At 49.0% G+C, this 21,622-nt stretch carries 13 protein-coding genes; 3 read left to right on the forward strand and 10 right to left on the reverse strand.

Annotation, left to right across the window (positions count from 1 at the left end):
• Positions 1-95: 95 nt before the first annotated feature.
• The 3 genes from AC1S5B_RS20330 to AC1S5B_RS20340 form a co-directional block, all read right to left on the reverse strand.
• Positions 96-1,040 carry a trypsin-like serine peptidase gene (locus AC1S5B_RS20330; RefSeq protein WP_482037516.1) on the reverse strand — a complete coding sequence of 315 codons (945 nt, stop codon included), beginning with the start codon at positions 1,038-1,040 and terminating at the stop codon, positions 96-98.
• Positions 1,041-1,112: 72 nt separating this feature from the next.
• Entirely contained in the window at positions 1,113-2,648 is a 1,536-nt protein-coding gene (locus AC1S5B_RS20335) for a CHAT domain-containing protein (protein WP_482037517.1), read from the reverse strand.
• 105 nt (positions 2,649-2,753) lie between these two features.
• Positions 2,754-5,291 (reverse strand): tetratricopeptide repeat protein, encoded by a 2,538-nt coding sequence (locus AC1S5B_RS20340; RefSeq protein ID WP_482037518.1) that lies wholly within the window; start codon positions 5,289-5,291, stop codon positions 2,754-2,756.
• Between AC1S5B_RS20340 and AC1S5B_RS20345 the strand changes: the two genes are divergently transcribed.
• On the forward strand, positions 5,283-5,408 hold the full coding sequence (locus tag AC1S5B_RS20345) for a hypothetical protein (RefSeq protein ID WP_482037519.1): 126 nt from the start codon (positions 5,283-5,285) through the stop codon (positions 5,406-5,408). The genes AC1S5B_RS20340 and AC1S5B_RS20345 overlap by 9 nt on opposite strands.
• Entirely contained in the window at positions 5,408-5,548 is a 141-nt protein-coding gene (locus tag AC1S5B_RS20350; protein WP_482037520.1) for a hypothetical protein, read from the forward strand. Before AC1S5B_RS20345 ends, AC1S5B_RS20350 begins: the two co-directional genes overlap by 1 nt.
• A gap of 89 nt (positions 5,549-5,637) precedes the next feature.
• On the opposite strand, the gene AC1S5B_RS20355 is transcribed toward AC1S5B_RS20350, so the two are convergent.
• From AC1S5B_RS20355 to AC1S5B_RS20380, 6 genes are all read right to left on the reverse strand, one after another.
• Complete coding sequence (locus tag AC1S5B_RS20355; protein ID WP_482037521.1) at positions 5,638-6,348, reverse strand: hypothetical protein; 711 nt, start codon at positions 6,346-6,348, stop codon at positions 5,638-5,640.
• 189 nt (positions 6,349-6,537) lie between these two features.
• Positions 6,538-11,430, reverse strand: a complete 4,893-nt coding sequence (locus tag AC1S5B_RS20360) for a tetratricopeptide repeat protein (RefSeq protein ID WP_482037522.1) — start codon at positions 11,428-11,430, stop codon at positions 6,538-6,540.
• Between the two features lie 194 nt (positions 11,431-11,624).
• Positions 11,625-13,781, reverse strand: a complete 2,157-nt coding sequence (locus AC1S5B_RS20365) for a S8 family serine peptidase (RefSeq protein ID WP_482037523.1) — start codon at positions 13,779-13,781, stop codon at positions 11,625-11,627.
• A 60-nt stretch (positions 13,782-13,841) separates the two neighbouring features.
• Complete coding sequence (locus AC1S5B_RS20370) at positions 13,842-16,607, reverse strand: CHAT domain-containing tetratricopeptide repeat protein (protein ID WP_482037524.1); 2,766 nt, start codon at positions 16,605-16,607, stop codon at positions 13,842-13,844.
• A 190-nt stretch (positions 16,608-16,797) separates the two neighbouring features.
• Positions 16,798-17,211 carry a DUF2281 domain-containing protein gene (locus tag AC1S5B_RS20375; RefSeq protein WP_482037525.1) on the reverse strand — a complete coding sequence of 138 codons (414 nt, stop codon included), beginning with the start codon at positions 17,209-17,211 and terminating at the stop codon, positions 16,798-16,800.
• Entirely contained in the window at positions 17,208-17,549 is a 342-nt protein-coding gene (locus AC1S5B_RS20380; RefSeq protein WP_482037526.1) for a DUF6883 domain-containing protein, read from the reverse strand. The genes AC1S5B_RS20375 and AC1S5B_RS20380 overlap by 4 nt, the downstream gene beginning before the upstream one ends.
• Before the next feature lie 141 nt (positions 17,550-17,690).
• Here AC1S5B_RS20380 and AC1S5B_RS20385 point away from each other — a divergent pair, with 141 nt between their 5' ends.
• On the forward strand, positions 17,691-18,311 hold the full coding sequence (locus tag AC1S5B_RS20385) for a hypothetical protein (protein ID WP_482037527.1): 621 nt from the start codon (positions 17,691-17,693) through the stop codon (positions 18,309-18,311).
• Positions 18,312-18,466: 155 nt separating this feature from the next.
• Here AC1S5B_RS20385 and AC1S5B_RS20390 read toward each other — a convergent pair whose 3' ends face one another.
• Entirely contained in the window at positions 18,467-21,412 is a 2,946-nt protein-coding gene (locus tag AC1S5B_RS20390) for a CHAT domain-containing protein (RefSeq protein ID WP_482037528.1), read from the reverse strand.
• Positions 21,413-21,622: the final 210 nt, after the last annotated feature.

Consider the following 21,622-nt stretch of genomic DNA (forward strand, 5'->3'; position numbering starts at 1 on the left):
GAAGCTTACCAGTAATCTATCACTCTCACGACTGGGAGGTTATGCAACGAGTAGGAGCGATCGCAGCGATCGCCCCTACCAGTGACGTAGCCAAATCAGCGTTGCGCTTTGAGCAATTCCTGAGCCTTGCTTGCCCAAGTTGCCGCATAGACTCCAATATTTGCAGTTTTCGTAGAAAACTTTGACACCTTTTTGCCTTCTGGACTCACTCGCTCAGCCGAGTTGAGCGCAACAATATTCATAGAGCCATCTGGAAAAATAGCGAACATGGGTCCACCGGAAGCGCCTGCCATCATATCGCAGTCATGAGAAACCGTGCCTAGTTGCGATCCAAAGCCACGAATGCTGCATCCTTGATGAACTCCAGCCGTTTCAGACGGATTATCTTTGGGAAAATCACTGGAATAGCCTGCCAGAATGATTTCATCTTTCACACTGTCTAAATCGGCGAGGTCAGCAATGGCAAACCCCAACCAGCCATATGTTTCACCTAGGGGACGATCCAATATTAAAAATGCCCAGTCGTTGCCGCGATCACGTTGGGGATCAGTGGTTCCAGTCACAATTTTGGTAGCAAAGGCTTCTGCGGGCGCTTCCCCATTGATCAAGTTAGGGCGAAACCGGATCTTATTCGTCGTGATTTGTTTGGTTTTCTCATCTACCACGCAGTGGGCATTGGTCACGACTAAGTTTTTGCCGATTAACGTGCCAGTACAAGTCCAGTCCACCTGTTTGCTATTCAACGCCTCTACCCGACCGATCGCCGACCAAGGATATTTGGAGGAATTCATTGGAATGCGATCGTCTTTGCCAAACACATTGCGTCCGCCCTCAAACGGAAAAGTTGATTGCCCCAGTTTTGCAGGAATAAAACCTGCTGTAGTTTTGAGCAATTGCCGAGGTTTGGCAGATGGTGCAGTGGTTGTAGAGGGTTGATCAGGACTGATTTGAACATCGGCTGCGTTTGTATAAGACATCGACACCGTCGCGATCGCAAATAAACTCACAAACCCCGCCGAAATTAGATTGAATCGCTTCATTTGATTAAACTCCGTATTGTAATCATCAATCATCGACATCAGCTAATAGCTAATAGCTAACAGCCATAAACCTTACAAAGCATTTCCAATCAAGATAAACGGTGCCCAATAATAGGGATGGGAAAAGTTGGCGGGGCTAGGAGCGCGATCGCTCCCGATCACCTTGGGTTCAACATCCGATCGCTTCGGTGCTTTAGCGGTCACTTTCCCTTGCAACAAACTCAGTTGTGCCTGTCGTAATGCTTCGGCTTTGGTCAGTTTGCCCGTTGACAGGTTGGTGTAAAACCGTTGCATCAACGAACTCGTGCTGGCATCGTTGACTTTCCAAAGAGAGGCGATCGCGGCTTTAGCTTTGTCTTCAATAAAGTAAGCGCTAATTCCTTGTAGTTCTCGCCCATCCGATGCCAATTCTCCTTTGGCGGTTTCACAAGCAGATAGAACGACCAGATGGACTTGTCTTAGTCCTGCTAAAAACTGAATTTGCGAAATGGCATAGCGATCGCCCTTTCCACGAGTACCGCTACTAAGCAACAAATAAGAATCCTGTGGCTTCGTTGGGATAAATTCACCGTGAGTTGCAATGTGAAGAATCGGGCTACCGCGTTCAAGCTGAGATTCCAGAGTAGAGCGGGTAAATTTCTGGTTCATCCACAGACTGCCAGCATATATCCCTGTTGGTTTCACCAGGGTTTTTAACTCCGTTGGCACGTTGGGTAACGCAGAGAAGGTATCGTAAGCGTCTGAAAGACCAAAGCCAAGCACCGATGGATTTTTGGGCAGCCGCGCATCGACATCTGTGAGTTTGGCACTAAGCGCATTGGAAATCGTGTATCGCTCGATCAAATATTGTTTGCCATCATAGAGAGCGGCGAGAGGAATATAGTTAATCGTGCGATCGGGAACCAGAACCAAATTTTGAATCTTGTTCGCTTGAAAGTTGCCTTTCTGCTCAATCGGTTGAATCAAGCACTCGTATAACTCTTGACCCAGTGCTTTGACTTGAGTTGTGTTTCCTGGCGATCGCAGAGCGGTTTGAAACTGTTGAATTTTGGCATTGAGTTGGGCTTCTGCCAGAGGACAAGTTGTGCTGCTGAGAACGGCGCGATCGCCTCCGCCTGCGGCTGCCCAGAGGATATGCACTTTATCTGAGAGGACTAGGGGATAGATTAAGACCGTGTTGGGTTGAGCATTGACAATTTTAGAGGCACTAGCAATGAAGTCTTTATTGCGTTGATCAACCCGCATCAGAGCTTCACTGGTCGTTTTAGCGGCGATATCTCGCATTGATTGATCGAACGCTTGTTGCAGTTGCTGTAATTCCCGCTTGAGTGAGTCGCAGTCTTGGGGGTTACAGTTTTTCAATCGCCGTCCAAACGTGACTAAATCGGTGTGGCGTTTTTGAATCTCTGCTTCGACTGAGTTGAGGGCAAGTTCGGTCAACCGAGTTTTGGAGCGAGTTGAATTGGTAATATCATTAATTTCTTGCACCTTCAGCAGTTCCATCACTTGCTGGGCTTCATCGAGCCGCCCTTGAGTAATCAGCAGGTCTGCCAATTCGCGGTAAACGTCTGCTCGCTTGCCTCCGCCAAAATCGATCGTGGCTTGCAAAAAAGTTTTTTGCAGATTTAGAGAAAGTTCCTTGATGCTCTGTCGAGTATCTTCGATACTGTTGATGGCTTGCTTATAGAAAGCGATAGCCGTAGCAGATTGCTTTTAGGCTGCATAAATTCTGGCTAACTCAATGTAAATGTCCTGATTTCCACCACCTTTTAAACCAGGATTTTGCAAGGTTAGTGCAGCTTGCAGATTTTTCATTGCTTCCTGAGGTCTACCAAACTTACGATGCAAATTTCCCAGGAGGATCAATGTGCTTTTTTCTAGGTCTATGTCTTTCAGTTGCTCTGCAATTGCTAAGCTAGATTGGGCAGCTTCAATCGCTTTGACATCATCGCCTGATGCACCGTAGGCAAAGCTGAGCGTATAGGCAGTAAACCCTTTTAGGGAGGGCATATCTACTTGCTTGGCAAGCTTGGCTGACTGCTGTGCTGCCTTTAACATTGCTTGAGGGTTATTTTCGGTAAAGGCAAGACGTGCATCAAGAAGCCATGTATCCGCCTCAAAACTTGGCAATTTCAAATGCTGAGATTGGACACGAATCTGATTAAGCAGTTGATGAGCAGCCTGATACTCACCTAGAGTAATGTAGGTATTGGCAATAGAATTTGAACGTCCCAACAAAAACAGAACAGGGGCTTTAGCCTTTTGAGCAGCGTTCATCGCTTGCTGTTTAAGTTTCAAAACGTTTCCAAGATCTTGCTGCTTTTCGTATAAGGCAACAAGCCCATCTAGCGCTTCTACTTCAGATGTTGCATTCATACTTTGTTGAGCAGTCGTCAGCGCTTGTTGACCGACTTTTAAGGCTTCAGCATCTTTTCCTTGAAGTTGGTATATCCAGCTTAGAGCAATTAGAGAGGTAACTTCCTGAGAGAAGTTCTTAAGCTTTCTAGCAGTTTCTCGCGCTTGTGCTACTGAGTCAATTGCCTTCTGAAACTCACCTTTTTGGCTATAGATCTCTCCAATCTTCAGTAGCACATTTGGCAAAGAATATTTCTGGGTTGAAGGGGAAAGCTCTTGCCACAAAGTTAAACTCCGTTGGGAATAGTCTAAACTCTTATCAAATTCTCCTGTTTGTTGATAAAGAGTAGCTAGAAGACTAAGAATCTCTGGTTTTATGAAAAGTATTGTTTCTCGAAGCGTTGCCTCTTGATCAGCTTTTAATGTGGCTGGAACGAGGGTTGATTGCGTGGACTCATTTCTCAAGCTTCTTAAAGCAGGTCCCAAGAGACTGTAGGAACTATATTTTTTGGGGTCAAGCGTATCTGACAGATTAAGTGCCTGATTAGCTGTGTTGAGAGCATTTGAGAATTGCCCCATTCCTCCATAAGAGCTAGCCAATATGAATAAAGCTCTTGTTTCAGAAAATGGATCTTTAATTTTTCGAGAAATTTCAACTGCTTTTTTTAGTGAGTCAATAGTTCTTGACCAATCACCAACTAAAAAGTAGAACTGATTCAAACTCATCAAAACACTCAGCTCAAGCTCTAAATCTTGAGTTTGTTCTACAAGGTTAATTGCTTTTTGGGCATAATTTGATGCTTCAGCCATTTCCCCTAGTACCATGTAACTTGTATTTAAACTAAGGTAAGCATCGACAATAGCCATTTTGAATTGTTCTTCGGTCTTTAGGTCTCGGGGTAAACCTTTCGCTAATTCAGATGCCTCTTCAAGGAGTTTCAGAAGACGTTTATAGTGTTCAATGCTTTGAGCATAGTCTTGCTTTTTCCAAGCAGCAACTCCGGAAACAAGTGTTTGACAATTAATTGACCATTTTAGAATGTTTAATTGATCGACTTTTTTAGACTGTCTTTTAGCAATTAGGATCATTTCCTGCGCCGCTTCACTGGCTTTCTGATAGTCTTCTAAGTAGGCATAGTTTGAGCATATTAAAGTAAGACCAGCTACCTGTGCCAGTTCATTTGAAACTTTCTTCTTGGCAAAATCTAGAGCTTCTCGATAAGCAAGGATTGCTTTTGAGTAGTCCTTTAAAGCAGAGTAAGCATGACCAATTTCCATTAATCCCCACCACTTATAATTCTGATAAGTTGGGTTTTCTGGCAGCTTATCTACAACCTCTATAACCTGTTTAGAAACCATAATTCTCTGCTGATCCTTTCCTAATGCAGCATAAGCAATTGATGACTGCCTAAGAGCTTCCATCTCATAGGTAGGCACTTTAATCCTTTGAGAAACTTGCATCAGCCGTGGAGTGAGTTCTAACGTTTTAGCTGGCTGATTAATTTGTGCAGAGTTATAGGTCTGAATCAAATCTTGGAGTACTATTGCCTCTAGCACTTCATTTTGGCTCTTCTGCGCCACTGCTAATGCCTGCTGTAAAAGCTCAATTCCCTTTGCAGGCTTTCCGGAGTCTCGGTAGGCAACTCCAATGTTACTCAACGCCCTCGCTTCTAAATCTAGATCTTTAAGCTCACGAGCGATGGCTAATGCTTGCTGCTGATACTCAATGGTTTTGTCATAGCTTTTTAAGCTGTAGTACGCATTGCCAATACTTTTCAGCGTCTGTCCTTCCCCACCGCGATCTTTAACTTCCCGATAAATTGCCAACGCTTGCTCTAGTGACTCCAACGCTGCATCCATCTGATTCGCGTTGAGTTGATCGTTGCCTTGCTTCAACAGTCGATCTCCCTCTGTCTTCTGATTCCGAGCGATCGCCGTTTGAGCGATCGACTGTCCTGCTGCTGGCGCGATCGCCCCCCACTCCGCCAACCCCAAGGCGATCGCCAAAGCTGATGCCGCAAACTTCAGCGATCGATAACGCATCATGTCATTTTGCCTGGTATCATTCGGCTGACGGCTTGATTGAGCGATCGTCAAATGTTGCAGATGACGGAAACTTTTTGAATTTTGAATTTTGCGATCGCTCATCTTAAAATCCTCTCCACAGAGCAGAATCACCTGCTAATCTATCACTCGCAGCGACGAAAAGTTATGCAACCGTGTTGATTAGTTAACGAAAATACTAGCGATTGGAGCGAGAGAGGGGCAACTGCGGCAGCAAACACAGTGCTAGAACTGGCAGCGTACTGTGCGCCAAAATGAGCAGGTGATACGCAGCCGTGCTAATCCAGTACAACCCATTAATTGGCAGCCAAAAGGATTGTTGGGATGAGTGGATTAACGATAGGATGAATATTCCAAACATTGAGACCTGAACGATCGCAAGCAACATCAGCACCCATAGCATTTGAGCAACAGGCAGCAAAAACCACTGCCAACCTACCTTTACACGCTGCCGCAGCGCCCACCATTGCCCAAGGCTCAGCATCAGAAACGTTAGCGGGTGAAAGTAGACACTCTTCACTAACAGATCGATGCTGTCACCATTCAAGCTGGCAGTCGTGCTGTGATTCAAACCAGCCTCGATCGCCCACCCCACTGCGGTCATTCCAATCCAAGCCTTGGGCAGTCGAGCAGAGCGCAGTGTGATCCATTGGACGAATCCGATTAACCCGCCGACCAGCAAGCCACCTTTAATATCTAGCTGAACGATCGCTCCTGCAAGCAATCTTCCGCTACCCAGACAGACTGCTACCTGAGTGCCAACGTAAAAGCTGGCGATCGTTGCCAGGGAGAATAACAGAATGCTGACCAATCGCTGATTGGGATGAATCCGAGCGCGTGAAATAGGGGAAACGAATGGCTCTAACGCTCTCAAGGGGGCTGACATCATAATGACCTCTGGGAATTCATTGGGAATGACTCACAAAGATTTATCGCTCCAACCGAGGGGAGGATATGCAACCTCGTGATATCAGCGATCGCGCCAATCTCGCTACACCAGGCAACACTCAGCCTTAAAGGCAGTATGAGCTAACCCACTACTGGTGGGCGCATTCGTGGAAGATGTGCCGATCGCTGTTCAAAGACTGTTGCCAATCAAGATGAAGGGTGCCCAGTAGTAAGGATGAGAAAAGGTTGAAGGTCTAGAAGCGCGATCGATTCCGATCACCTTGGGTTCAACATCTGATCGCTTGGGTGCATCTTTGGCAGTAAATTTGCCGTTGATCAAGTCTTGCTGAACAGTTTTTAATGCCTGTGCTTTGGTCATCCCAGCCGCAATGTGTTTGTAAAACTGCTGCATGATCAGGGCAGTACTGGCATCGTTAACGTTCCACAGAGAAGCCATGACGGATTTAACTTCATTTTTCAGGAAAAAGTAGCTGATACCAGGGATTTCCATGCCATCGCTGGCGAGATCGCCCACTGCCGTTTCACAGGCAGAGAGGACTACCAGATGAATCTTGCTGATGCCGGAGCTGCGGAGTTGGTCAATTAGTTCAGTGGTCAGGTTTTGTCCACGACCCGGCACCAAGTAGGAATTTTCTGGGCGACCTGCGACAAAGGCTCCGTGGGTAGCGAGGTGAAGAATTTGATAGGTTCCCTTTTCGAGACTGGCTTGCAGTGCCTCATAGTCAAAGGTGCTGTTGAGAAATTCGCTGCCGGGATAGATACCCTGGCGGTCTTTGGGTTGGTTCGTTTTGGTAATGGCATCCAGTTCGGCAGGGACGTTGGTGAGCGGGTTCAAGGTTTTGAAGGTGGAGACTCCCATTGCCAGCAGCAAAGGCTGAGTGCCTGTGGGTTTGGGAACCTTGGCTTCGGTATCGGTTTTGCTGGCGGCGGTGATGGTGCTAATGGTGAATCGCTGAATCAAATACTGGTTGCCATCGTGCAGGGCAGCCAGAGGAATGTAGCGGGTGATCAGGTCTGGGGCAAAGACAATGTGCTTGATACCAGAAGAGTTGAGTTCGGCTTCCAGGGGTTTGATCAACCAGCTGTAGAGTCGTTGGCTAGTCGCTTGCACAGTTGCCAGATCAGCTTTCGGTGTGCCGACAGTGGTGGTTTCGCCCAGTTGCTTCCGAAAGGTTTGGACGGTTTTGAACAGTTCTTCGGCGCTCACTTGCGTTTCAAAGGGACGAAAGGTCACGGCTCCATTGCCTGCTTTAAGGGCAAGCAGGAATTGCACTTTGTCTTTCAGAACTAGGGGATAGATTAAGACGGTGCCCGGTTGCACGTTGACAATCCGGCTTGCTTCGGCGTTGAGCTTTTCAGGACTGAGGCTGCTGGGCTGGGTGGCATAGTGATTGGCAAGCGCCACTCGAATTTTTGCGAGTTCGCGATCGAGTTCCAGGTTAAGCGCGTTTCGCTGATCTCTGATTTGTTTAAGTTCAGGGCATTTTTTAGTTTCACATTTGGCAAGTTTTTGAGCGAAGTTTCCGAGCGTCGTGAACTGTTTCAGAATTAGCTTCAGGGCAGTTTCTTCAATTGTGGCAAGGCTGATGCCAGGGCTATCGATACCAAGAGGCACGTTAAAGGCGGTGCGGGTGAAGTCGCTCAATTCACGCAATTTGAGCAATTCTAGAACCGCGTGAGCTTCGGAGAGGCGACCTTGTTGGATCAGCAAAGCGGCAAGGTTACGGTAGGTGCCACTCACCGTCTGAGTATAGGATTCTTGCTGTTCACGAGGGAGCGATCGCAACTCATCCCGAATGGTTTCTGTGAGGTTAACGGATTGCTTGTAAAAGACGATCGCCAGTTCGGGCTGATTGGTTTTCACCAGCAAATTGCCCACATTACTAAAAATGACTTTTTCCAATGGTGGCAAATCTGCTTCCTTGGCGAGGCGCAGAGCATTCTGATAGCTTTCCCAGGCTTGGTCGGATTGTCCTAAAGCTATGTACAGTGTGCCCAAGCTGTCCAGCGTATTGGCTTCACTAGCTTTGTCCTCCAGCTTCTGAAAAATAGCCAGGGCTTGCTGAAGCGGTTCAACTCCCAAGCTGGGTTGGTTCAGCTTGGTGTGAACTAAGCCGATGTTATTCAGGATTTCAGCCTCACCAGAAAGATCTTCTGCTCCGCGACGGGCAATCAGGGCTTGCTGATAGGTTTCTAATGCTTTGGTGTATTGCTGTTGGGCTTCATAGGTAAGACCGATGTTATTCAGGGAGCGACCTTGAGCGGTTTTGTCTTCTAATCTCGTGCTCAGGCTCAAAGACTGATTGTAAAACTCAATTGCCTTACTATACTGCCCCAAATCGTAGTAAGCACCACCAAGATTGTGCAGAACTGAAGCTTCTCCCTGGAGAACAAGGGAGATGTCTAAAATAGGAGTAATAGCGGCTTGGGTGGCAGTGAGAGAGGCTGTCAGGTCTCGAAAGATTTTCAGAGACTGCCGGTAGGTTTCTAAGGCTTTGGGATACTGTCCTTGTCTACGATAAACTTCGCCAATATTGTTTAGGTTTACTCCTTCCCCGTATGGATCTTTGCTTTTGCGACGAATCCATAAAGATGCTTGATAGGATTTTAGAGCCTTTTCATAATCTCCTTGACTTTTGTACAATGTTCCCAAATTATTTAGAATAATTGCGCGACCAGACCCATCACGGCTGCTTCTAGGGAAAGTCTTTTCATAAACGGCTGCTGCCTCTGCGTACTGCCCTCGTCGGCGATGAATCTCTGCTTTGTGAAGTGTTGCTGTATCTAGAGCTAGATGCCAACTCTCATAGTCTGCGTTAGAAGAACATCCAAAATTACTCTGGCTGCTTGTTTGGCGGACTGCTTCAATGATTGTTGCATCTGACTGTGCCCCATCACCGCACATTGGTCCACTACTCTTCAAGATGCGATCAAAATATTTGAGCGCGAGGTTGTAATTTCCTAGCTTTTCGTGAATCAAGCCAACGTACTTCGCTAAAGTCTCATTTCCAGCACCTGAGCCTTCTAACTGTTGCAAGTAAACCAGTGCTTGAGAATATTGTCTCAAATCAAAGTAGGTTTCTCCAAGTTCCTGGAGAATGTTTGAATTAGACTTCCAAAGGTAATATTCACGGCGAAGATATAAGCAGTCTTCAAATACTTGGCAAACTTCAACAGCCTTCTGAAAGTTTTCTATGGCTTGGTCATATCGCTTTAGTTGACGTTGCATTTGGGCAATTCTGTATAGCAGAATCGCTTGACCTGTATCGTCACCCAAACTCTGACGAATGTCGAGTGCTTGTTGATAAGATGCTAATGCTTGTGAGTACTGTTTTCCCAATTCATAAACATCACCAAGATCTAGCAAAATTGTGCTTTCTAAGAAGCGATCTCCATCTTTCCTGCTTAATGTAGCTGCTGAACGTAAATAGGTGATAGCTTCAGGAAGCTTTCGCCCAATGAACTGTGTCCCTCCATCTGTGAATTTTCTTAACATGGTTGAAAGCGATATTCCCAATCCATGCAAAGCCTCTAGCTCACCTTTGCGATCTCCATTGGAACGGTAGAGTTTTAGCGCTTGTTTAAGCGAACGCTGCACACTCTCAGTTTTACCAGGTTCTGCCCAAGCTATTCCAACTAAAGTATCCGCTTCTGCTTTATGATCACCCTGCGAAAGATTCATTGCTTGCTTAAGCAGTCGTTGTATTTTTTCACCGTCATTAGGGTTTAGTAAAGCCATTTTGATTAAGGTTGCTGCTTCGGCTCGGCGATTGCCCTGCGATCGATACTTCTTCAACGCCTGCTCATAATCTTCTTCCTTGCTACGGATGGCATCCTCATATAGCTTATTCCGTTGAAGCACAACTGCTTCATGAGTTCGATCTCCTTGCTCACGCAAATAAGGCAAGATCAATTCGTACACTTCCTGATAACTAGCTACGCAACTATCAGACTTAACCTGGCACGAAGCGTAGCTTACTTCCGCAATATTGTAGAGAGCATCTATCTGCCCTGGCTCATCAGCTAACTGACGATTCAATTCAAAAACTTGCCAGAAGTGCCTTGCAGCAGAGTAATACTGCTTGCGCTTTAGCTTATCGAACCCTAAACGATTCAACCGTTGAATTCTTGGTTGCTGCTCTGCTCGATCCAGTTTTACAGGTATCGGGTTGAGTGCCATAACTTCAATTCTTTGCCCTGCAACAATCAACTTCTGACCATCTGGGCTAAAAATGATGTTTCGCACTTGTCCTAATCTGGGTACTGTGCAAGGAGTTTTTTGAATTACCAGGTCTTGAAGCTTAACGAAGCTACTTTCGTAAAAGTTGATGGTTGTAGCGAGCTTCTGACTCGTACTTTGAATCGATAATGAGTCATTACCGTATATATCATGGGCAACCGCCAGAGAGTTAAGTGGAATAACACGACCACTCTGATTCAAAAACTCAATTTTAGATTCGTATGAGTAATCCTCGCCTATTTCGTTGATGCGAATGAGAGTTTGAGTCGCCGGACTATTAAATGTTTGGATCATACCTTGCTGCTTAGTCAAAGACTGAATCAGATCACCTGTTTGGAGATTCCAAGCTTTGATGAAAATTTCGTCCTTTTCTTTCTCTTGCTTTTCTCCATCGAATTGACCTTCCAATGAACTTACACTGATAATGCTCTTACCATCAGGGGTGATTGCGATCGCTCTAACCGCTCCAGGATAAGCCGCAAGACTGTAAAGCAGTTGCCCTGTCTCCAAGCTCCAGACATTCACAACACCATTTTCATCGCCACTCACCAGAGTTTTGCTATCTGCACTGACCGCGATCGCGTTCACAGGACTCAAATGCCCCACCAGCGTAAACTGCGGCTGTAAATTCCGGCATAACCCAGCGATCGGCTTTGGCGTTTGCGCCTCACTCTCTTGAGCAATTAGCTCTCGGCGCTGGTTACGAAGATCTGCCGCGATCGTGCTCTCAGCCATCGCAGGCGACACCACAGCGGGAATTGAGGAACTCAGGCAAAAGCAAAGCGTGGCAACTGCAAAGCGAACAGACTTGAGGCGGTGCATCCAGAAATCCTCCACAGGTAGAGAAGCTCATCAATAATCTATCACTCTCGCTGAGGGCAGGTTATGCAATGGCTTGATAACGCAGAAAGGAGGAGAAGCGCGATCGCCCCCTCCACCAGAAACTCAGCCAAGTCAGCAATCGCTCTTTGCCTTTCTTCAATGCCTGACCGGGCGATACAGCTAACAGCCCTTTGCTACCGGGCTTGACTCACTGCTTTAACCGCTTTATCTGCATTCACGAGTCCATTGCCGAAGAAGTATTGCTGGGGTGAAATAGAACTGGCAATTTCGCGCTTTTTGAGTCGTTGATTGTATAAGCTGGTTTCCTCCTTAGAAAGGGTAAGTCCGTCATAGCTGGCGCTGGATTTGAGAATGGAGACGAGGCGATCGCGGTTGAGTCGGCGCTGCGGGTCTTCGCCTTTCATCAATGCCACCACACCCGCGATCGCAGGCGAGGAAAACGACGTGCCTTCCACCCACCAATATTCACCTCTGGGGTCTAACACCGGACTCCAAGGGCGAGTTGGCGTGGCAAGCCCTTGCCAGAACTCTGGTAACCAGGTGCCGCCTGTGGTGGGAATGCCACCCACCCAACCCGATGACAGGTCGCCTCCAGGTGCCACTAGAGTTAAGCCTTTGCCGAAGTTACTGTAGGGCGCACGGTTGCCTGAGAGGTTCGTGGCTCCCACCGCAACCACGCCAGAGAATGCCGATGGAAAGGCAACTTGAGTTTCATTTTCGTTCCCCGTCGAAGCGACAATTACCAGATTTGGATAGGCTTTCAGCAGATCGGTGATCCGTTCTTCATCGCCTTCACTCGGTAACTTACCACCCAGACTAAGGTTGATGATATCCGCGCCCCGATCCGCCGCATATCCTAGAGCTTCTTGGAACTGAGCGGAAATGAATTGACCATTTAAGCCAAAAACCCGCACTGGCAAAATTTGGGCGTTGGGTGCCACTCCCACCACACCTTTTCCAGCTTGCGGTTGAGCCGCCACCACGCCACTGACCCAGGTGCCATGAAACTCAGATGCAATGTTACTGCGGATGAACGATCGCATCGCTGCTGCCAGTTGCAGTTTGGAAAGGGTCGGATTGTCCCGCAAGATTCTTTTGGCAAGACCAGGATATTCTTGAAACAACTTGGCATCTGAGAGTTGGAAGGTGTGCCGAAAAGGTGGAGCCAGAATTGCCAATTCCGTTGGGCTAACCCGCGTGTCTGAGTCGCCAATTTTGCAAGAATCAGCCGTGCGAGTTGGAGCCGCGACGGTAAAATCCCACCCGTATTTTTCACCCGGACACTTGTTTGGCGATGTGACGGTGTAAAGGCTAGATCGCAGGTTAGGATGCTCCCATTGAATCAGGCTATCCAGCACGGCAACGACCACACCCCGTCCGCCATTGCTTTGTTCCCAGGCTTCTGTGACTCTTAGATCCGTGCGGGGCACTGAGGAGGAGGCAGCGACTTTCGCAGTTGCTAAACAACTTTCGAGGGGTGTTTTCGCGCTTAAACATTGCTTCAGAGGTGGACTGTAGAGATGCCATTGCAGGTTGAGCAACGAACTTTCGGGCGAGATCGCTCGGCTGCTGACTTGAGGATAGTTGCCCCATTGCTGAAAAGTTTGCAGTTCTGGGGATGAACTTGACTGATTGATCCCTTCTTGCCCCTGCTGTTCCGACAGGGATTGGATGAAGTTGGGCGAGGCAGATCGCACGCCTTTGACTTGATTGAGTTGATTGGCAACCGTCAGAACTGCGACCCCAGAAACAGCGGCAGCTTTGACCAGGACGCGATCGCGGCTAAAGCGGAGTGGACGAATCACTTCCAGTTTATTTTGCTGCAAGACGGCGCGCTTTTCAGCCTCCGATAATCCGGGCTGAAAACTGAGGATAATCTCATTCGGTAAGATGATCGTCTCTTTGCGATCGTGGCGAGTCAGAACAGGCAGCGTTTCCTGCACGAATGGCTGTTGTTGCGCCCGTTGCGCCACGGTATTATCCATCCCTCGTCCTGTGGGCAGGTTGACGATCGCATAGCCTTCTCCCAAGGGACTCACCTCCACTCCACTGTCGATATCTCGTGTGCCTGCCTGTAATGCCTGCTGAAGTTGTTGATAGAGTGGCTGCACGTCCCCTCTGGTATTGATCACAGGTTTGAATGCCACTGCGATCACATCGGGTCGCTCTGTCAAAGAGATGCGCTGCCTTTTGTAGGTGTAAAACAAGCTGGGACGTGAAACTTCAATTTCGGATGCGATCGTGGGAGTGATCAAGCGCCAAAGCGTTATCCCCCCTAACGCCAAACTACCTGCGACCAGAAGTATAGAAACCAAACGATTCCGTGTCATACAAAGATCTCCAAAAATAAAGGGATTGATGATTGGCTAGTAGCTGTTAGCGATTGGCTGTCATCTCATCTCTCGCCAATCACCGGAGGGGATAAACGCTGCCCAGAAGTAGGGATGTTGATATTGGGAACTTTTAAGAAATTCCAGTTGGATTTGTCTGAGGGCATCACTGCGACCTTGCTTCGCCAAGAGTTTGTCGTAATACTTCACCATCAGATCTTTGGTGCCTATATCATCGACTTTCCAAAGGCTGATCAGTTGGCTCTCGGCTCCTGCCAGTACGAAGGCACGGCGAAAGCCATATACGCCTTCACCGTTTGCCACATCGCCAATTCCAGTTTCGCAGGCAGAGAGGACGACCAGTTGAGTGCCACGCAAGTTTAGTCCAGCGGCTTCCAGAGCAGTGAGTACGCCATCTTCGGTTCCACTTTGGCGGGGGTTAAAGCCTGCCAATGCCAAACCAGACCGCAGCAGAGCATTTTCGGTGTTGCCGGGACGGGTGGGAGGACGGAAGCCCTCTTCCACTCTGGGAATCAGGTCGGAGCGGAACAGGGAATTGCCAAAGCCACGACTGGTAGAAGCAGGCAGCAATGGTACATCTTCTAGAAAAAAACCGTGGGTGGCGATGTGGAGAATGCGGGGAGCCTGCACCTGCTTGAGCGCGTTTTCGGTTGCCTGGTTTCCGGTGAGCAGAGTGACTCCGGGGAATTTGGGGGCGATCGCGTTGGCTTCTTCAGCCGTACCAGGCAGGGGGCGGAATTGTAGTCGTGCGATATCGGAGGAGCGTTGATTGCCACGATTGCGCTCCCCTATAGATGCGGGTTTGGCTGAGGGTTTAACGGATGCAACAATGGCATTGCTAGACCTGCTCTTACGTGCGGAGGTGGGATTACCAGGATTGGCGTAATCGGGGTTGGCGATCAGGATGGGGGACTGACGACTAACGATGGGGGTTTGCAGACGCAACAAGTCACGTCCGGAGGTGAGATAGCTAATGTTGGTAGTTTCGACCAAGTAGCGGTTTTGCTCATCGACCAGGGCGGCAAAGGGAATCAGGTTGAGTTGGCTATCGGGGGCGATCAACAGGTTGCGAATAGTACCCAGTTTTGCTCGAATCGGCTGCATCAGCACGGCATCGAGTTGACGAGCGATGGGTTTGATGTCGGCTGCGCGGCTGCGGAGTGCCTGACGGAAGGCTTCGACCTGGCGATCGATCGGTGCGGCTTCACCCAGGTCTACGGCTTGAATGGTGCCCTGGGTCGAGAGAATGTAGGCGGCGTAGCGAGGTTTGCCCCACTGTTCAGCTTGCGTGGCTTTGGGATTGAAGGGTTGGTACGACACCAGTTCAACCAGGGCAGCATTAGCAGGAATTTGTTTTTGAATGGCTTCAAGCGTGATCGGTTGATTTGCGGTGCGGAAGGCGGCGCTGCGGTTGTTGAGGTCGGTTTCCAGTTGGGTTGCCTGCTGTTGCAAAGTATCGATTTGGGCGCGGTATTGCTCTGGGGCACGGTTGCCCAAACCGCCATAGTAGAGGGTTGCCAATTGGGTGCGGACGGTTGCCAATTGATCGAGCTGTTGTTGATCGGCGGGGGTGAGATTTCGGCGCAGGCGGGTGAGGTTATCGCTGAGGGCATCCAGGATACGACCCTTACGGCGCAGGATAGTGGTGAGGACGAGGCGGGCTGCTTTGGGATTGGTAAGGGCTTGTTGGAGGTGCAGAGAGATTGCCCAATCGGTGGTGCTCTGGAGGGTCGCAATGTAGTCGCGCTTTTGAGTCTCAGCACCCACTAATAGATTGGTATCCAAATTTGCTTCTTGAATTTGTAATCCTTGACCTAGAAAGGATATTGCCTGGGTAGTATCTCCCTGGTTACTGTAGAGTGATGCCAGATTATTCAGGCTGGTGGCGACATCAGGATGGTCTTTGCCCAACTGGGTTTCCCGAATCTGCAAGCTGCGTTGATACAGCGGTTCTGCGGCACTGTAGCGCCCCTGGTCACGGTAGAGTAATGCCAGATTATTCAGGCTGGTGGCGACATCAGGATGGTCTTTGCCCAACTGGGTTTCCCGAATCTGCAAGCTGCGTTGATACAGCGGTTCTGTGGCGCTGTAGCGTCTTTGGGCACTGTAGAGTCCTGCCAGATTATTCAGGCTGGTGGCAACAAGGGGATGGTCTTTGCCCAACTGGGTTTCATAAATCTGCAAGCTGCGTTGAAAGAGCGGTTCTGCGGCACTGTAGCGCCCCTGGTCACGGTAGAGTGCTGCCAGATTATTCAGGCTGGTGGCGACATCAGGATGGTCTTTGCCCAACTGGGTTTCCAAAATCTGCAAGCTGCGTTGATAGAGTGATTCTGCGGCGCTGTAGCGTCCCTGGTTACTGTAGAGTAATGCCAGATTATTCAGGCTGGTGGCGACAAGGGGATGGTCTTTGCCCAACTGGGTTTCATAAATCTGCAAGCTGCGTTGATACAGCGGTTCTGCGGCACTGTAGCGTCCCTGGGCACGATAAAGTTCTGCCAGATTATTCAGGCTTTGAGCGACATCAGGATGGTCTTTGCCCAGGACGCGTTGGCGGATGGCTAATGCCTGCTCCGCTAGCGGAATCGCCTGATTAAACTTGCCCTGCTGGTAAAGCTGCTCCACTTGCTGATTCAACCGCATTGCTTCTGCTAGAGCCGTTGTCTGTTCCACCGAGAGAGGCGGGGTGGATTGAGCATAGCTGCTGTTGGGCACTCCCAGCGACCCGCAGATCGCCCCAGTGAACAAGCACAGAGAGAGCAGGGTGGATGTCCATCTCAGTTTCGAGGAGCGGTTTGGGTGGTGCATCAGGGGGGATAATAGCTCAACAACGTTTATATCACTCCCACCCTTGGGAGGTTATGCAGGGGCAGCAGCGACGCGATCGCACAAACTGACCCGATTATTGCAGCAGTTGTAGTATTTCCCCAGCGATCACGCTCTTGATTTCCAGCATTCCGGTTTGCAGCCTGGGCGATCGCCGAAATGAGAATGTGTACTAGGATGAAAGCGACCGTGACGCGATCGCCTGACGTTGCTTGTACTTGAGAAATTCAGCGAAATCTCTCACTTCTTCCAGCGTCGCTTCAGGAAGTTCGTCGATCAGAGCAAGGATCTGGGCACGGATACCAACCGTTTCGCGAGCAGGCTTAACCAGATAAATTTGGTGAGGATACACCGTTTCAACGCCGATTGTTTCCATAAACGAGTCAGGATCATCGCGATCGGTCGGGATGAAATCTTTGCCCACCTCTTCTTTTACCCATCCGCCAAACAGTTCCACCATGTAGGCTTCGCCATTGTTGAACACCTCTACGATCGCACCCGATGAGCCGACTGGGGCTGTGCCGCCTGTGTCAAGCGCAATGGGTTCTTTGAGTTTAATCGAATCAAACAGTTGAAATTGGCTCATTGCTGCCTCCCAAATCGTTCTGGAACTGCGGTGACAAATCTAGCAACATTTTCTCCAGTTAAGACAATCCATCCAGTTCGGATGCGCCAAGCAACGCTCGAAGGTCCCTCAATGACTACGGTAACTTGATATTTCTCACCATAGTCGTTTGGCTCTCTGGGTTCGAGGCTATCAATCGTCACGGTTGCCAGGATAGACTCTCGAATGGCTTCTGGACTCTCAAATCCCAAGACTGTTCGCCAAAATTTTTGTTTATCACCGCCTTCTCCGGGAGCCGTTGTATGGTTGAATAAATACTCAGCTTTAGCCAGCGGGAATTCCAAGCGATCAACACTCATGATACCAAGGGTTGCTTCCTCTTGATTGTAGGCTACCTTCCAAAAGGTTTAGCCCCGCGATCTCTGATGACTAACGGGCGATCTCCTGAATGAGAATGTGTACTAGGATGAAAGCGACCGTGATGCGATCGCCGAGATATCATGTCCTACAGCGAATTTAAAACCATTGGTGCAGTGGTTCAGGAATTTAAGGTGCGCTATACCGAAGCAGGGTTTGTGGAACCTTCACCCTTTCCAATCCCAGCACATTTCCGGGATGATTTGCAACTCATGCTTCAAGAAGGGGTGGTCGATAACTCTGAATTTGCCATCTGTGAGAACCTGATTTATCCAGTTTTAAAAGAAGTTTGGAAACACTATCGGCAGAACTTTTTGATCTGGAGCCATCAGGCGCTTAGCTTTGATAACAAACTGTCAGGTTTTCCAGAGTATATTCTGGCAACGCGATCGCCCTTGGGTAAAGTCGTATTCGACAAACCCTACCTGTTACTAGTGGAAGCGAAACAAGATAACTTTGAAGCAGCCTGGGCGCAGTGCCTCGCAGAAATGATTGCAGCGCAGCGGTTAAACCAATCACCCATAAAGGTCTTTGGCATCAACTCCAATGGCATAAGCTGGCAATTTGGCAAGCTGGAAGCAGAGGTCTTTACCCGAAACATCCCTTTTTACAGTCTTCAAGAACTAGAACTGCTGTTTGGAGCCGTGAACTATCTGTTTCAGCAATGTGAGCAGCAGTTGAAGCAATACGCGATCGCGACCTAACCTTTTCCCTATCCCGGCACCACTTCAATCACCGTTGAAATCACCGCATAGCGAGTCGCTGTAATGATTGAATCAAACAAATCTATTCACTATTTGGTAGCTGCTAGCGATTCGCTCTTAGCTTCTAGAAACAGCCAACAGCTAACGGCTAACAACTACAGACTATTTCCAATCAAGATGAACGGTGCCCAGTAGTAGGGATGGGAAAAGTTGGCGGTACTGGGAGCGCGATCGCTCCCGATCACCTTCGGTTCAATATCCGATCGCTGGGGTGCATCCTTGGCGATAAATTTGCTGTTGATCAAATCTTGCTGGACGGTTTGCAACGCTTGAGCTTTCGTCATACCCGCCGCAATGTGTTTGTAAAACTGTTGCATGATTAAGGCAGTACTGGCATCGTTGACCGACCAGAGAGAGGCGAGGACAGATTTGGCTCCGCGATAGAGGAAATAGCCGCTGATGCCGGAGATTTCGGTGCCATCTTGAGCCGAGCCGCTGAGTCCGGTTTCGCAGGCGCTGAGGACGACGAGGTGGGTGGTGTTGAGGTTGGTGAGTTTGGCAATGTCGGTAATGGGTAGGTGGTTGCCATCGCCCAGGAGCAGGAAGGAGTCAGTGATGCTCTTGGGATTGAAGCTGCCGTGGGTGGCGATGTGGAGAACGCGGAAGGGGTCGCGGTTGTCGCGCAGGCTGTTGGCGGTGAAGGCTGCGTCGAGGCGGATTTTGCCGGGATAGATGCCCTTGTTGTTGCCATCGTGGACGATCGCATTCAGTTCAGCCGCTACGTTTGGCAAAGCGTTAAAGCCTGGGAAGGCTTTAGTGATACCGAGGGCAAGGATGGTAGGAGACTGTCCGTTGAGGGAAAGGCGATCGCGGGTGTCGCTGGCGGTGGTGATCAGGTTGGAGAGGGTGTAGCGCTGAGCCAGGTATTGCTTGCCGTCGAACAGGACGGCGACGGGGATGTAGCGGGTGACGTGATCGAGGGAGAAGATCAGGTGTTGTTTGGGATTTTTGGCGAGTTCGGCTTGCAGTTGGGGTGGGATCAGCCAGTTGTAAAGCTGGTTGCTGGTGGCTTTGAGTTGATTTAGGTTGCTGTAAGGGGAGCCGATTTGCTTGCGGAATTGTTCAATAGTGTTGGTAAGTTGAGCTTGGGTGACGTTGGGAACGACGATCGCGGTGGTTTTGCCACTGGCATTCGTCCAGACCACCCAGAGTTTGTCGCCCACGACCAGGTTTTGAATCAGTAGAGCATTGGGATTAGCTTGGAGAACCGCTTGGGGATTGCCGATCGCGCTGGGGGTGTTGTTGCTTTCCTGGGTGATGCGATCGCGGTTTTGGCTCAGAGGTTGAGCGATCGTTTTCAGCGTTTCGAGGGAGAGAGCTTTGGCGGCGATCATCTGCTCAAAGGCTTGGAGCGCTTGAGACTCTAGAGGATGGAGAGGAAATTGGACGGGTGATGCGTTGGTTTCCTGATCTTTTCCGTAACCTTGTAATTCCTGAACTTTGAGAAGCTCCAAGATTGATTGGGCTTCGCGGGTGCGTCCTTGAGTCAGGAGGAGATCTGCCAACTCACGATAGGTTTTAGCAACTGAGCTAGTGTAAATTTCTTGCGTTTCGCGGGGCAGCTTTCTAATATTTTGGCGAATAGATTCATAAGCATTGACCGATTGTTTGAGGAAGCCGATCGCTAACTCTGGTTGCTTCTGGTTCTTTAGCAGGACACCAATGTTGCTCAGGAGAGTTCCTTCACCACTACGGTCTTTGACTTGCTGGAAAAGGGGCAATGCCTGCTGATAGTAGCTAACGGCTTTGTCATATTGCGACAGCGCATTGTAAGCAAGACCTAGATTCGTCAAAGCACTCGCTTCGCCGTTGCGGTTTTTGACTTGCTGGTAGAGGGGCAATGCCTGCTGATAGTAGCTGATGGCTTTGTCAGATTGTGACAGCGAAAGGTAAGCACTGCCTAGATTCGTCAATGCACCCGCTTCGCCATTGCGGTTTTTGACTTGCTGGTAGAGGGGCAATGCCTGCTGATAGTAGCTAACGGCTTTGTCATATTGCGATAGCGACCAGTAAGCAATGCCTAGATTCATCAATGCACTTGCTTCGCCATTGCGGTCTTTGACTTGCTGGTAGAGGGGCAATGCCTGCTGATAGTAGCTAACGGCTTTGTCAGATTGTGACAGCGCATTGTAAGCAAGACCTAGATTCATCAATGCACTTGCTTCGCCATTGCGGTCTTTGACTTGCTGGTAGAGGGGCAATGCCTGTTGATAGTAGCTGATGGCTTTGTCATATTGCGACAGCGAACCGTAAGCAATGCCTAGATTATTCAATGCACCCGCTTCGCCATTGCGGTCTTTGACTTGCTGGAAGATAGACAATGCCTGCTGGAAGTAGCTGATGGCTTTCTCATATTGCGACAGCGAACCGTAAGCAATGCCTAGATTCATCAATGCCTTCGCTTCGTCATTGCGGTCTTTAATTTGCTGGTAGATGGGCAATGCCTGTTGATAGTAGCTGATGGCTTTGTCATATTGCGACAGCGACCAGTAAGCAATGCCTAGATTATTCAATGCCTTCGCTTCACCGTTGCGGTCTTTGACTTGCTGGTAGATGGGCAATGCCTGTTGATAGTAGCTGATGGCTTTGTCATATTGCGACAGCGACCAGTAAGCATCGCCTAAATTATTCAATGCAATGGTTTCGACCGCACGGTCTTTGATTTGTTGGGCGATTGCTAATGCCTGCTGGAAGTAGCTGATGGCTTTGTCATGCTGCGACAGCGAACCGTAAGCACGTCCTAGATTAATCAGTGACCTGGCTTCACTACCTTGATTTTTAAGTTGTTGAAAGGCACGTAACGCCTGCTCACAGGATAGCAAAGCTGTCTCATACTGATTGTTTTGAAGATCCTGTCTACACTGCTGCAACACTCGGTCTTCTTCCACCTGCCGATCCTGCCCTGCCTGCGCCAACACCGGAACCGCAGCCTTGCGGTCTTGAACCGTTTGCGCTTGCACCACCTCACCTTGAAGCGAAATAGGTGACATTGGAGACACAAGCAGTAAGGCGGAAGCAAAACCAGCATTGAGATAACGCATTGTGAACTCCGTAGGAAAACCGCGATTAGTATCTTATCCCTCTCAGTGAGGTAAGGTTATGCAGCCGAGAGTTTTTTAGCTCAGTAGCGCGATCTTGTTTGAAATGCGATCGTTCTCGCTTGAAGTGCGATCGCTTTTGTTCAGAGTGCGATCGTTCCGTTTTGGAGGGCGATCGACGTTAATCTATCACTCTCAAGTAAATGAGGTTAT

The organism is Leptolyngbya sp. CALU 1928 (assembly GCF_056784215.1).

Coding starts and splice junctions, on each gene's coding strand:
- AC1S5B_RS20330 (WP_482037516.1), bottom strand. CDS start 1,040: ATGAAGCGATTCAATCTAATTTCGGCGGGGTTTGTGAGTTTATTTGCG.
- AC1S5B_RS20350 (WP_482037520.1), top strand. CDS start 5,408: ATGCCGCAAACTTCAGCGATCGATAACGCATCATGTCATTTTGCCTGG.
- AC1S5B_RS20355 (WP_482037521.1), bottom strand. CDS start 6,348: ATGATGTCAGCCCCCTTGAGAGCGTTAGAGCCATTCGTTTCCCCTATT.
- AC1S5B_RS20360 (WP_482037522.1), bottom strand. CDS start 11,430: ATGCACCGCCTCAAGTCTGTTCGCTTTGCAGTTGCCACGCTTTGCTTT.
- AC1S5B_RS20365 (WP_482037523.1), bottom strand. CDS start 13,781: ATGACACGGAATCGTTTGGTTTCTATACTTCTGGTCGCAGGTAGTTTG.
- AC1S5B_RS20370 (WP_482037524.1), bottom strand. CDS start 16,607: ATGCACCACCCAAACCGCTCCTCGAAACTGAGATGGACATCCACCCTG.
- AC1S5B_RS20375 (WP_482037525.1), bottom strand. CDS start 17,211: ATGAGCCAATTTCAACTGTTTGATTCGATTAAACTCAAAGAACCCATT.
- AC1S5B_RS20380 (WP_482037526.1), bottom strand. CDS start 17,549: ATGAGTGTTGATCGCTTGGAATTCCCGCTGGCTAAAGCTGAGTATTTA.
- AC1S5B_RS20385 (WP_482037527.1), top strand. CDS start 17,691: ATGTCCTACAGCGAATTTAAAACCATTGGTGCAGTGGTTCAGGAATTT.
- AC1S5B_RS20390 (WP_482037528.1), bottom strand. CDS start 21,412: ATGCGTTATCTCAATGCTGGTTTTGCTTCCGCCTTACTGCTTGTGTCT.